Annotated in this window: 11 protein-coding genes; 8 read left to right on the top strand and 3 right to left on the bottom strand. The window is 39.9% G+C overall.

Annotation, left to right across the window (positions count from 1 at the left end; genetic code table 11):
- Positions 1 to 3 precede the first annotated feature (3 nt).
- The gene (locus A587_RS0118150) at positions 4 to 417 is read right to left on the bottom strand and encodes a VOC family protein (RefSeq protein ID WP_017218730.1); all 414 of its coding nucleotides are present in this window, start codon (positions 415 to 417) and stop codon (positions 4 to 6) included.
- A gap of 166 nt (positions 418 to 583) precedes the next feature.
- On the opposite strand from A587_RS0118150, the gene A587_RS0118155 reads away from it, so the two are divergent.
- Positions 584 to 2,602, top strand: coding sequence for a S9 family peptidase (locus A587_RS0118155; RefSeq protein ID WP_017218731.1), 2,019 nt, complete (start codon positions 584 to 586; stop codon positions 2,600 to 2,602).
- Between the two features lie 181 nt (positions 2,603 to 2,783).
- Here the strand turns inward: A587_RS0118155 and A587_RS0118160 are convergent, their stop codons facing one another.
- The gene (locus A587_RS0118160; RefSeq protein ID WP_017218732.1) at positions 2,784 to 3,407 is read right to left on the bottom strand and encodes an FMN-dependent NADH-azoreductase; all 624 of its coding nucleotides are present in this window, start codon (positions 3,405 to 3,407) and stop codon (positions 2,784 to 2,786) included.
- 3 nt (positions 3,408 to 3,410) lie between these two features.
- A complete protein-coding gene (locus A587_RS0118165) occupies positions 3,411 to 3,935 on the bottom strand; it encodes a MarR family winged helix-turn-helix transcriptional regulator (protein ID WP_017218733.1) in 525 nt (174 codons plus the stop codon).
- A gap of 323 nt (positions 3,936 to 4,258) precedes the next feature.
- On the opposite strand from A587_RS0118165, the gene A587_RS0118170 reads away from it, so the two are divergent.
- The 7 genes from A587_RS0118170 (at position 4,259) to A587_RS0118200 (ending at position 12,570) form a co-directional block, all read left to right on the top strand.
- On the top strand, positions 4,259 to 5,032 hold the full coding sequence (locus A587_RS0118170; protein WP_017218734.1) for a HEAT repeat domain-containing protein: 774 nt from the start codon (positions 4,259 to 4,261) through the stop codon (positions 5,030 to 5,032).
- A 26-nt stretch (positions 5,033 to 5,058) separates the two neighbouring features.
- Positions 5,059 to 5,952, top strand: coding sequence for an N-acyl amino acid synthase FeeM domain-containing protein (locus tag A587_RS0118175; protein ID WP_017218735.1), 894 nt, complete (start codon positions 5,059 to 5,061; stop codon positions 5,950 to 5,952).
- Between the two features lie 2 nt (positions 5,953 to 5,954).
- Positions 5,955 to 6,815: a class I SAM-dependent methyltransferase gene (locus A587_RS0118180; protein ID WP_017218736.1), complete on the top strand. Its 861-nt coding sequence runs from the start codon at positions 5,955 to 5,957 to the stop codon at positions 6,813 to 6,815.
- Between the two features lies 1 nt (position 6,816).
- Complete coding sequence (locus A587_RS24210) at positions 6,817 to 8,445, top strand: FAD-binding oxidoreductase (protein ID WP_017218737.1); 1,629 nt, start codon at positions 6,817 to 6,819, stop codon at positions 8,443 to 8,445.
- A 30-nt stretch (positions 8,446 to 8,475) separates the two neighbouring features.
- Positions 8,476 to 10,251 (top strand): NAD(P)/FAD-dependent oxidoreductase, encoded by a 1,776-nt coding sequence (locus tag A587_RS0118190; protein ID WP_017218738.1) that lies wholly within the window; start codon positions 8,476 to 8,478, stop codon positions 10,249 to 10,251.
- Positions 10,252 to 10,255: 4 nt separating this feature from the next.
- Positions 10,256 to 11,725 (top strand): amidase, encoded by a 1,470-nt coding sequence (locus A587_RS0118195; RefSeq protein ID WP_017218739.1) that lies wholly within the window; start codon positions 10,256 to 10,258, stop codon positions 11,723 to 11,725.
- 71 nt (positions 11,726 to 11,796) lie between these two features.
- Positions 11,797 to 12,570 carry a class I SAM-dependent methyltransferase gene (locus tag A587_RS0118200; protein ID WP_017218740.1) on the top strand — a complete coding sequence of 258 codons (774 nt, stop codon included), beginning with the start codon at positions 11,797 to 11,799 and terminating at the stop codon, positions 12,568 to 12,570.
- The last annotated feature ends 311 nt before the right edge of the window (positions 12,571 to 12,881 follow it).

The raw sequence follows: 12,881 nt of genomic DNA on the forward strand, positions 1-12,881 counted from the left end.
ACATTAATCACTATTACGCTCAGAAGGCAGATCACTCATATATTCCACAAACTCAATTTCGTATCCGGCTGGATCAATAAAGTAAACGTTTTTTCGGTGTGGATGCTGCGCTCCGACTTTATCGACCGCATAACCCGCTTCGGTTAGCCTATTAACGACAGACTCGATACCTTGAACCACATAGGCAAAATGTGCCAAGCCGACTTGGTGACCTTCGAGTGCTCTATTTCGACCCTCACCGTGATCGCTAAACGCTATATAATGATAGTCATCGCCAAAATGCAGCCATGTTCGTGCTTTGCCGTACCACTCGCCCTGCCCTTTGCTTCTAACTTCCCAGTGAGGAAATACGGCGCGATAAAAGTGAAGAACTTCTTCTAGGTCGCTAACTACCAAATTTACGTGTTCTAAGTACATATCATCCTCTTATTTATAAGTTCCGCTGACTGCTGGCAACGATAAAACCGCAAGCTAAGTTGAGGTAAAGCACTTTTTTATGGATTTTTAATTTGTTCACCGCAAAGAGTTGATTAAGCTGCAATATGGCGCATAGTGGAAATGATAATTAGAAACAGGATGAGTCATGAAATACTTTCTAGCAGGCGTCGCTATTGCAAGCTCAGCTTACGCCGTGCAAGCCGCACCGCTTGAGCCAACCGATATATTTAATCTTGAATATGCTAATCAAATTAACATCACCAATGACGGTGACAAAGTCTTCTTCGTGCGCAACCGCATGGATATCAAAAGTGATAGAAAAGTCGGTAATATTTGGTCCGTAGACCTTGCTACCAACGCAATGCAGCCAGTTACCTCTGGATTGCACATGGATTATTCTCCAGTGCTGTCGCCTAGTAATGATCGCATCGCTTTTGTTTCTACTCGCGACGGTAGTAGCCAAATTTATGTGAAATGGTTAGCAACCGGTGCCATTGCCAAGATCAGCAATTTAGCCCACGGACCATCGGGACTGCATTGGTCCCCAGATGGTAAAAGCCTATACTTTAGCCAGTTTGTTCCCAGCCAAAAGGCACCACCGGTATCTGTTGCTGGGAAACCCAAAGGAGCAGAATGGGCAAAGCCACCCGTATTTATCGATGAGGTATATTATCGCGCCGACGGTGCTGGTTATACCGAACCGGGCTTTAATCATATTTTCAAAATAGACGCCAACGGTGGCAACGCAAAACAGTTAACCTCGGGCAACTTTGATCATGGCGGCGAACTGAGTTTTGCTGATGACGCAAAGGCACTGTATTTTTCGGCGAATCGCCACAAGGATAACCAGCTAAACCCAACCAACAGCGAAGTTTATAAGCTAGACCTAAACTCGCTTGAAATCACAGCGGTAACTGACCGAGTTGGCCCAGATAATCACCCAAAGGTGTCACCTAATGGCCGCTATCTGGCTTACCTTGGTTATGATGATAAAAAAACCAATTACGAGAACAGCCTACTCTATGTCAAAGATCTCAAATCAGGCGAAACCAAAACCTATGCAGCCGATTTAGATAGAAGCCTTGCCTCTATCACTTGGGCCGCCAACAGCCGTGGCGTCTATGTAAGTTACGACAGTGAAGGGAAAACCACACTTGGCTACCAGCCGTTAAAAGGGCGTTTTGAGCAGATAACGGATGCCATTGGTAGTGTTAGTTTTGGTCGCCCCTATTCAGGTGGTGACTATGCCATCAGTGACCGTGGACTAGTGGCTTTTACACTCGCAGATACCCAGCGCCCCGCCGATGTTGCAATCGTAAAACGCGGCGAGCCAAGACCAATTACAAAGCTTAACGAAGATGCACTTGGCGATAAAACACTGGCAAAAGTTGAAGAAGTTTGGCTAAAGTCGAAACATGATCAACTGCCAATTCAAGCTTGGGTCGCCTACCCTCCTGGGTTCGATAAATCTAAAAAGTATCCGCTCGTACTTGAGATCCACGGTGGCCCAGTTGCAAACTACGGCCCACATTTTAGCGCCGAAGTACAACTTTTTGCCGCCCAAGGCAGCGTGGTGCTTTACATGAATCCACGGGGCAGCGATTCCTACGGCAAAGAGTTTGCCCAAACTATCCACCACAACTACCCAAGTCATGACTTTGATGACCTAATGACAGGTGTGGATCATCTGATCGGCGAAGGCTATATAGACAAAGACCGCTTGTTTGTTACGGGCGGTTCAGGTGGTGGCGTACTCACCGCGTGGACGGTCGGTCACACGGATAGATTCGCAGCAGCAGTCGTAGCAAAGCCGGTGATCAACTGGTATAGCTTTGTATTAACAGCAGATTTCTATCCATTTTTTGCGGACTACTGGTTCCCAGGAAAACCATGGGAGCACATGGAACATTATATGAAACGCTCACCTATTAGCTATGTCGGTAATGTAAAAACTCCAACGATGCTACTGACAGGTGAAGCAGATTATCGTACGCCAATCTCAGAAACTGAGCAGTATTATCAAGCGCTTAAGCTACAAGGTGTAGAAACAGCTATGGTCAGAATTCCAGATGCCTCACACGGAATCACCAAAAGGCCATCCAACCTGCTAAACAAAGTGGCTTATATTCAGTGGTGGTTCGACAAGTACGATCCGAAGAAATAAAACAATTATTCCTCAGGCACATAACAATTCTGAGGATGACAAAGTTATCGATATTGTCAGAATAAACTGGCCTATATCGATAACTTCCAATATTAATTTAGAACAGTTTCATAGCCTAGTTATTAGAGAGTAAGCAGTGAATAGATTTAAATAATTTTTCTCTAGTCAAAACTCATGCATATTACCAAGAGGCCGACAACGCCTCCAAAGCATCATGTGCTTCGTTTATCGCCTCATTTCTCATTTCTTCACTTGCCCATTGATTAACTGCTGATACCGCATGAAAATCCGTGAGTCCCATGAACCCAAATACAGAACGAATATAAGGTGTACAGAAATCATAGGCTTCCATTGGCGTACCTGACTCATAGCTACCAGCACTTGAGGTAATTAATACCAGTTTTTTATCCGCTGATAGTTTTGGTTTAAAGCCCTCTACAGGGTCAATTGTGAAAGTACGCTCGTTTCTTACGATATTGTCAATGTAGCACTTTAAAGTCCATGGGACGGAAAAATTATACATAGGTGCTGAAATAACAACTCTGTCCGCACTTACAATTTCTTCAATAAGTGCATCTGATTGAGCCAATACATCCCAATCATGTGAACTTTTATCCAAATCTGGAATTGTATTTGATTGAGTCCATTGCAGGTCAGGCCCTTTAACCGGATGGTCTCCCAAGTCCCTAGAAACGACCACACTTTCAGGGAATCGAGTTTGCAACTTCGCAATAAACTCATTTGCAAGCTTATTAGTAAGTGACTGTTCGCTTCGAACACTTGAAGAAATATAAAGAATCTTCATCTATCATTCCTTTTTTGATATATTTTCAATATTACTGTTGAGTTCAACACTAATTTTTTTTGCCAAGGTAAAAAACTGACTAAGCTCGTCTTTATTTACTCCATCAAGTAAATTTACGATCCAGTCTCTATGAGAAAAAGCTATTGATTCAACAAAACTAATTCCCTCTTTTGTTAGCGTGGTATAAACCTGCCTATTATCACTTTCAGAGCGAACTTTTGTTATTAACCCATCTCTCTCCAAACGTTTACATAAGCTTGTCGCCGTAGCAGAGGAAATATCTAGTAACTTTGAAAAATCACTGACCTGTAAAGATTTTTTTTCTTTGTATAATTTTAAAAGTATTACAAGTCTATTCTCCTGCATATCGTATTTACCTAATTCCTTCTGGCAACTTAAATTAATTAAGTTTGCCATCGATAAAATAATAAAAACGGAATGCATATTTATAATTTCAGGCTTTCGACCTTCTAATGAGAGGAGTAGCTTATATTTTTCAGAAAAGCTGAACTCTTTATTTTCAGACATAAATCACCTCAATTTTTTAACTTTACACAACGCGAAGCATCACAAATAGAATAAATTTTTAACAAACCACCCATTCTACCATGAGTCGAGTCGATTCAAGCCTTGAAACAGCTAAAATATCGGCGGATAACCAGCACTAAAGCATAAATCAACTTAAGAGATGAAGGGCCTCCGAAAACTCAACATCAAATAAAACAAAAATTCACACAAAGAAACATTTTTTGTTTTTTATTTACATTGAGTTGATAATTTGGTTTACTGTAGCACCAAATAGTTAGATGTCAAGTTATTAGATGGCTAAACAGTTATAGGTTATATGAAAAATGAATACGGCAATAAGGGAAAAAGGGGCTAGCCGAAAAGGACAACTAACCCAATTAGAATTAGATAAATTAAATCATGGGATTATGGAATCTAAGACATTAGTCGAATGTTTAGAGGTTGATTTTGCAGAGTTAGCTACATCTTTGCGTCTGTTCACTTCCGATGACCTTATTTCTATATCTGAATCTAAAAACTTAGGGATCACGAAAAGAATGTCAGCCATGGGAGTGTTGATAAATTCAAAACTGTCTCTGCGAGATAAATCAGCGCTACAGAAACATCCTTCCGACTCAGTTCGAGGGTGGGTTGCCTATGCTATTGGCTGTGATAACAACCTTAATCTAGAACAAAAAATAGACTCACTTATACCATTGATTGATGACCATCACTTTGGTGTTCGTGAATGGTCTTGGCTTGCTGTTAGGGCGGACATAGCTTCCGATATTACAGCAGCAATTAGCGTACTGGAACCATTAACATATTCCGACTCACCTAGAATTAGACGATTTGCATCAGAGAGTATTAGGCCCCGCGGTGTATGGTGTAAACACATACCTGAATTAAAGAAAGCTCCTGAATTAGCCGAAGTAATTCTAAATAACCTTAAATCTGATCAAGACAAATATGTCATAGACTCTGTTGCTAACTGGTTAAATGACTGTGCAAAAGATAATCCAACTTGGGTTTTAAATATATGTAATAAGTGGCAGGAAAGTGAGACACCTATCTCTCATAGATTACTAGAAAAAGCTACGCGCTCTATCAAAATCTAAATATTTTATACCAAAGGAAGTATCACATGGACACGTTGAAATATAAAAAGCTGTCTTTAGAAAACTTAATACCAACTTCAGTTTATCGTTCTTTAGCATTTAAAAAGATATGTAAATCAATAAAAGAAAACAATGGTGTCATATATAAGCTTGCAAATAGTTATGACGAAAGAAAGCAAGCGATAAACTTAATTGATTACATGTATAAAGAGAGAGGCATTATACCTAAAAACCAGCCTATGCCTGAGCTTACAGCCTTCAATCTTAGTTCAAGTTCGACTGTATTTATCGCAAAGAAAGGTGATGAAGTTGTTGGTACTTTATCTCTAATAGAGGACTCATACATTGGATTACCAATGGAGAGCATTCACCAACAAGAGATACTGTCGATTCGTCAAGCTGAAAGGAGAGTTGCAGAAGTAGGTGCACTGGCAGTTAAAAAAGGATTTGGCGTTTCATTGATGCTGTATAACATTATGTTTCGCTGGGCTAAGCGCTCTCGATATATTGATAACCTCGCGATATCTGTTCACCCAAGCAGTCTAAGATTTTTCAGAGATGTATTGCTATTCAGTCAGCTAGGAAAAATAAAAAATCATCCTAAATATAATAATGCTTTAGCGGTAGCTCTAACTCTCGATGTTCCTAATGCAATCCAGAGGTTTAAAGAAATATATAATCGCTCAGGTTTTATGATAAATAGCAGTACAAATCTTTATGAATTTTTTTGTGAGAAAAAGTTTGACAACGTTTTCATTCCTGAAAGCTCTCCATTTGATCCTGAGTTTCAAAAAATACCACAATGGAGTAAAGAGGATACTGAACTCGCACTAAGTGAGTTTCAAATTAATTTTGAAAACATGTCAAAAATAAAAGATTTTTATTTTGAAAGTTTTAAATCATTGAATAGGAATGGATAACAATGGACATTGGGCTTATTAAAACAGCATATAGAGAGCTACTTGGACACTCGGACTTTGTTAGAGAGGCTGAACCTGAATTAATTATGGATAATATACCGGCTGTGGAGGCTTACACTGAAGGTGGTAAAGATTCAGGAACTCTGTCTGGCACTTATTTATATCACTTATCCAAAACATGCTCTTTACTATCCCCTAATGATAGAGTGCTAGATTTAGGGTGTGGTTCAGGTATTTTGCTAAGCATGATTGCGCAACTAAATCCGCAATGTCAATTTTTAGGTGTTGATTTATCACTCCCGATGCTTGAAAAAGCAAAGAAGATATCTAATGATAAAGGGCTTTTTAACATTAGTTTTCGTGAGGAGGATATTTGTCAATTGAGCACTATTAAAGATAATAGTATTGATGTTTTATGTTCTTCGATGGCATTACACCACCTTCCCGATTTACATCATTTAAATGAAACCTTTAAACAAATATCTAGAGTATTAAAGCCTGGTGGATCCCTATACATAAATGATTTCGGAAAATTAAAAAAAGAAAAATCTATAGATTATTTTGTATCCCGCTCTGGCTTGGAACAAAATTCTATACTGGCAAAAGATTACTATTACTCACTTAAAGCAGCATTTTCAATAGAAGAGTTCAAAAAAGTTGTAAGTGATAACCTAAGCAATGATTTTAAAGTCTTTTCCACACCAATCAGTCCAGTATCTGTAGTTATTACAAACGGGAAAAAAAAGAAAAATAATAGCTTAGATAATTCAATATCTAAAATGTATCAGCGTTTGCCAAAGGACCGAAAGTCGGATTTTAATCAACTTAAATTATTCCTACGTATTTCAGGGTTAAATTTTTAAAATGAACGACTTTACAAACTCAACAGATCTGCTCGAGACGTTATTCGATGAGCTGTCAGACTCTGTCGAAGCTCACTTTGGTAACAACATCGATCAGCTCTCTATAGCAGACACAATTAAGAGAGCGAGCTCGATACAAGGAGTTGTTTACCCACTTAACGTTGAGGTAATTAAAGATATAGTCAAGATCGCTAACACTTATAATCTCGTACTACATCCTGTGAGTACAGGAAAAAACTGGGGATATGGTTGCGCCGTTCCTCCAACGGAATGCGATGGCCGAATCAGTATTATAGTTAATTTATCCAAGTTAAACGAAATTGTTTATTTCGACGCCGAACTAGGACTTATAGAACTTCAGCCAGGAGTTACTCAAGGTCAATTGTATAAATTTCTCCAAGATAGAAACGCTGACTTTTTAGTTCCTGTTACAGGGGCTGGACCTGATTGCAGTATACTTGGTAACGCACTTGAAAAAGGTTATGGAATAACACCGATTTCAGACCATTTTCAGTCCATAATCTCAATAAATGCAGTGTTGCCGAATGGGGAAGAATATAAATCTCCCATGTCGGAAATTTTGGAGGAAAAGGGATATCGCGCCACATATAAATGGGGAATTGGTCCATATTCAGATGGCCTATTTTGCCAAAGTAATTATGGAATAGTCACTAGTGCCACTATCACTCTAGCCCGCAGAACACCTGAGGTAATGTCATTTTACTTTTGGCTGCCTGAGTCAGAAAGCCTCGAAAGCATTGTAAATTCAGTTAGAAATATTTTGTCAATTCCCAGCCTAGGAGTTGGTGGGATTAACATTATTAATTCAACTCGCACAATCACGATGAATTCTACACTAGCATCTTTAAGAAATAATAGAAATACCAACCCACTAGATCCAAATGAGATAGAAAAATATGCATCGGTACACAATATCAAATCTTGGTTTGGGTTTGGTGCCATATACGGAACTAAAGACAGTGTAAAGTCAGCAAAAAAATTCATTAAAAAACAGCTGTCCCCTAATACTGTAAAAATTCTCTTTATCAATAAAGCAAAACTCAGTTTTCTGCAGTCAGCCGTAAGCTACTTGCCTAAGGTTTGCTCAGAAAACGTAACTACACTCCTTGAAAAAATGGGTAAAGGCCTATCAATGATGGCTGGAAAGCCAGACGAAGTAGCCCTCCCCTTAGCATATTGGAGAGCAAGAAATCCTCCACCCGATGAAAACCTCAACCCTGCGAGAGATAAGTGTGGACTGCTTTGGTATGCACCAATAGTATCTATGTCAGGGAAGGATTGTGATCGTTACGTCAAGATGGTTACAGATATATGTAACGTTTATGGCTTTGATGCTCCAATCACTTTAACGAGCATCTCACCTTTTGCTTTTGATAGCACGCTTCCAATACTCTTTTCAGCGAGCAGCACAACCGAAAGTGAGCAAGCGATAGCTTGCTATAAAGCTTTGTATGAGGCCGGTTTACGCAATGGATTTGTACCGTATCGAATTGGCTCTGGGCAAGTACAACTATTTAATGAACGACAGCTAAGTGCACATAAGCTAACTAGAAACATAAAATCTAGTATCGACCCAAATCACATTATCTCTCCAGGTAGATACGTTTAGCTTTCGTTAGATCGTAATTAAGGAAAAACAATGAAAAGCGACTTAATCATAATGGGTTCCGGTATTGCAGGTAACCTAGCTGCTATGTACTTCAGAAAGAAATTCCCTGATATAAATGTAACATTAGTAGGTAAGCAAAAGTCACGTTCTCCTTTGGTTGGGGAATCCACTGTAGAAGTGACCGTCCAATTTTTAAATGCGATTGGATTAAGTACTCTGCTAGAAGAAAAACATTATCATAAATATGGTTTGTCTTATTACTTTAAACAATCTTACGACAAAAAGTGTAACAAATATGTTGTACATGAAGCCCCCGGAATAAACCGACTCCCGTCTTTTAATCTAAATCGCAACGTATTCGATCAAGATATTAGAGATATCAATGCGACATTAGGAATACGTAGAATAGATCAAGATGTACAGGAGGTTATTTTATCTGATAATAATGACCATAAACATCAAGTTGTTCTCAAAGGGCAAAACGGAGAGACCACCCACATTGACGCTGACTGGGTTATTGATGCGAGTGGAAGACGAAGACTACTAGCCAAACAATTGCAACTGCATAAAGCTCCTGCTTATCAACGCAGCTCTTTTTGGTTTAGGATGAATTCGTTTGACCGTACAAAACTGTTTGAAATGACGGATACTCGAGTTAACCACCACTGCTATGATCCATACTATGTTACCCATCATTTTTATGGCCAAGGATATTGGATTTGGATTATTCCTCTCAAAGCGAGTACAGGCAAAGATCACGTAAGTATAGGCATAACCTATCGGCCAGAGCTATTAGGACAAAAAAATGTTCAGTTAGAATCCTTACTAACTATTCTAGACAATGACCATCCCTCCATTTCAGCCATGATACGTTCGGGTAGCATAGATGATACATGTAGCTACAACAACTACATGTACGAAGCTGAGCAATATTACTCAAAAAGCGGCTGGTATTTACTTGGAGATGCCGCTTTCACTTTTGACCCTGCAAACAGTGCAGGTCTTGCTTATGTTGCACATGAAATCACTCAAATAGCATCTATGATTAGCAAGGATCGAAATCATGAACTTACACAGGATTATGTTGACGCAATGGAGCGTCATGTAAAAGCTCAATTAGCACTCCAAGATAGTTGGAGTAATTGGTATCTCATTATGAACGACCCTCTCAAAATGGCTTGGACACTTAAAGTCGCCAATATGGGCTATTTCCATGTCGTACTACCTAATTTCATCAACGGTAGTTACCTAGATGGCCGCTCTGCTAACCATTTTGCAAAATTGCTTCCCCGCTTTAGTAAAGAAAATGCTCCTAAATGCTACCCTTTTCCAGAGTTACTAGAGCTTATAACTGAACAAATAGATCCGTCTCAACCATTAGATCCTGAATTAATACCTAACCTCTATGAAAAAACAATAAATTTTAGATTATACAGGGCGACTAACGATAAAGATCGCGCTCGATTCGTTTCTCGATATTTCTTTAAACTAGCTCGACTTCGCCTATATGTGATGAAAAAAGTAAAATGGCAATTCAACATAAAGCATGGAGTGGTCATGACCAAGAGTCTTATTGCAATTGCCTCAGACCTCATAAAGTCTACTGTAATTTTCTGTATTCCCTCGTTTTATGTGAAGAAAGCGAAGGTAAACTCTTCACTTTCTTCTCCGTACACAAATATGGGTGATCATTTACGTTGCTTAACGCACGATAAAAAGCACACCCCCCCTCTGCAGTCGATGATGAAAAATGACGACCAACCGGCTCAGGTTGACTCAAGAGAAATATCAGAAATGGAAATGTAAACATATGTCTGATACACCTTACATATGCTGGAAACGAGGTGCATTTGTTATTGCCGAAGACATTTTGAATGGTAAGGTGACTTCATTCCAAGTCGTACAGGCCGCCATTCAAACATGTCTACGCAACAGTAAACTCAATGCAGTTGTCATTGAGCGTTTTGCTTTAGCTTTGAAAGAAGCGAAGGCAGCGGACTTGATGATCCAATCAGGTAAGGTTGTTGGACCTTTACATGGTGTGCCGTTTACAGTAAAGGAGAGTCTTGGCTTTGAAGGACTTCCTCATACAGTTGGATCAATGAAACGCATAGAAAAATACGCATCGAATGATGCCACTGTTGTCGCCCGTTTAAAAAAGGCTGGTGCTATTGTTATTGGCCTTTCAAACTGCTCAGAAATGGCGTTGTGGCCTGAATGTAGTAATCCAGTCTACGGAAAAACCTCTAACCCTTGGAATTTGAACTACACCTCTGGAGGCAGCAGTGGAGGTGATGCTGCCGCAGTTGGGGCTGGTATCGTACCTTTTGGCGTAGGAACCGATGGTGGTGGCTCAATAAGGATCCCTGCGGCTTTTTGCGGAGTCTATGGCCATAAACCGTCGGGAGGCCTAGTTCCATTAACAGGCCACCCTCCTCTTCATGATACTGGACTAGAAAATCAGGATGCTCAAAAAGTCGCAGCATTTTTTTGCGCAGGCCCAATAGCTAAAACAGCTAAAGACTTAATGCCGCTATTAAAGATCATGGCAGGCCCTGATGGCCTGGATAAGAACGTCAAACATTTACCCGCTTTTTCTAGCTGCGACATTAATATAACAGAAATTTCTGTATTTATGTGCTCATCACCTAAGGTTACCTTTGCAAGAGCTGTTGCCGCAAACGTGAGTGAGCCTATTGATGTATTGGGTCAAATGTTTGCTTCAATGGGGGCCAATGTACAATCATGGAACCACCATGCCATTAAAGATGCATTGATGATATGGATTGAAGCAGTACAGCACCTTTCCATTGCCGAACTTATATCAGATGGTCAAGGAATCCGTCCAATTCAGGAGTTAGTTAAATACATGCTTCATAAAAGCCAGTATTCACTTCCTGCTATTTTAGCAACACTAACTTATCAGTACTCACTCCCAATCCTCAAAAAGTGCGTCAGCCTTGATCCAAAAACACGACTAGGGTTACAAAAAGACATCGAAAATCAGCTTGGAGACAATGGTATATTGATTATGCCTGTATTTCCAAGCGCGGCGCCAAAACATGGCAAAATGCTCTTCCATCCCGCCGATTTCGCTTACGCAGGCTTATTCAATGCACTAGAATTACCAGCTACATCTGTACCTTTAGGTTTTGATGAGAACGGATTGCCAAAGTCAGCACAAATAATTGCAGCAAAAAACATGGACCATCTATGTATCGCTGCCGCCTGTTTGATTGAAGAAAAGTACAAAAGCAGTCTAACCAAATCGGCTGATTAGACTGCTTTGCTAGACTAACAGAGCCAACTTTTTTATTGTTAAAGAAAATCCACAAAAATAGGGAATTCAATATGGATTATGTCTCTCTCAATCGTGCGGCATGGGAAGAACGAGCCAAGGCACATTTTGACTCTGAGTTTTATGACGTCAATCGCTTTTTACAAGGTACCTCTTCGCTCAATCCCATTGAATGTGAGCTACTTGGTAATGTATCAGGCAAGAGTCTGCTTCACCTACAATGTCACTTCGGCCTAGATAGCCTATCATTCGCAAGGTTGGGGGCTAAGGTAACTGGTGTCGACTTTTCGACAGAGGCCATAACCCGAGCAAATACATTGGCACAGCAAACAGGGCTTGATGCCTGTTTTATCTGTCAGGATATCGCGCAATTTGGGCTTGAGAATACCACACAATTCGACATTGTCTTTGCATCCTATGGCACCATCTGCTGGTTGCAAGATTTATCTCAGTGGGCTGCCACTATTGCCCGTGCATTAAAGCCCGGCGGTCAGTTTTGTTTCGTGGAGTTTCACCCAAGTATTGACCTTCATTTAGGTTACCCTTACTTCCCACAAACTCAGCCGGATATTAGCGAAGAATCAACCTATACCGAGAACCACCAAGATAGCAAACAAACCATTGCGACTTGGCCGCACTCAATCGCCGAAGTGATGCAGTCATTAATGCAAACAGGTCTTACAATTACCCACTTTGATGAGCACCCTTTTAGTCCATATAACTGCTTTGAAGGTTTAGAGGCGGTGTCTGGACACGGCTTTCAGTTATTGAATAAAGGGCATCAAGTGCCATTGCTATTTTCAATATTGGCGAATAAAGCGGAGTAGAACTCACTACTCCGCCATATATTTTTTCATCTCCAATACAATCACGAGACTTTTTTGCACAACCCTTACGCACCTAGCTAGCTAGCTACCAAAATTCAATATGGTCTTACAAGCTTTCTGTTCCAAGCCAATTATTGCAAAAGACTAAATTAAAGTTTCACTTCAAAAATATTCTTGCTGTAGGAGGAAATTTTAATGTATTGATAAATATCGTTTTTTATCGATTTATTTTTCCGAATATACCAATTTGTTTTTCTGGATTTTCTCTTTCCAATTTGTGAACTAAAGTTTAACACGCAGTTTGAGACACA

The sequence above is a fragment of the Pseudoalteromonas sp. NJ631 genome (genome assembly GCF_000276645.1).
GTDB classification, from domain to species: domain Bacteria; phylum Pseudomonadota; class Gammaproteobacteria; order Enterobacterales; family Alteromonadaceae; genus Pseudoalteromonas; species Pseudoalteromonas piscicida.

What these genes read in the sequence shown, in the direction of transcription:
- A587_RS0118170 (WP_017218734.1), top strand. Translation starts at nt 4,259, where the DNA reads ATGAATACGGCAATAAGGGAAAAAGGGGCTAGCCGAAAAGGACAACTA.
- A587_RS0118190 (WP_017218738.1), top strand. Translation starts at nt 8,476, where the DNA reads ATGAAAAGCGACTTAATCATAATGGGTTCCGGTATTGCAGGTAACCTA.
- A587_RS0118175 (WP_017218735.1), top strand. Translation starts at nt 5,059, where the DNA reads ATGGACACGTTGAAATATAAAAAGCTGTCTTTAGAAAACTTAATACCA.
- A587_RS0118150 (WP_017218730.1), bottom strand. Translation starts at nt 417, where the DNA reads ATGTACTTAGAACACGTAAATTTGGTAGTTAGCGACCTAGAAGAAGTT.
- A587_RS0118160 (WP_017218732.1), bottom strand. Translation starts at nt 3,407, where the DNA reads ATGAAGATTCTTTATATTTCTTCAAGTGTTCGAAGCGAACAGTCACTT.
- A587_RS0118155 (WP_017218731.1), top strand. Translation starts at nt 584, where the DNA reads ATGAAATACTTTCTAGCAGGCGTCGCTATTGCAAGCTCAGCTTACGCC.
- A587_RS0118180 (WP_017218736.1), top strand. Translation starts at nt 5,955, where the DNA reads ATGGACATTGGGCTTATTAAAACAGCATATAGAGAGCTACTTGGACAC.
- A587_RS0118200 (WP_017218740.1), top strand. Translation starts at nt 11,797, where the DNA reads ATGGATTATGTCTCTCTCAATCGTGCGGCATGGGAAGAACGAGCCAAG.
- A587_RS24210 (WP_017218737.1), top strand. Translation starts at nt 6,817, where the DNA reads ATGAACGACTTTACAAACTCAACAGATCTGCTCGAGACGTTATTCGAT.
- A587_RS0118165 (WP_017218733.1), bottom strand. Translation starts at nt 3,935, where the DNA reads ATGTCTGAAAATAAAGAGTTCAGCTTTTCTGAAAAATATAAGCTACTC.
- A587_RS0118195 (WP_017218739.1), top strand. Translation starts at nt 10,256, where the DNA reads ATGTCTGATACACCTTACATATGCTGGAAACGAGGTGCATTTGTTATT.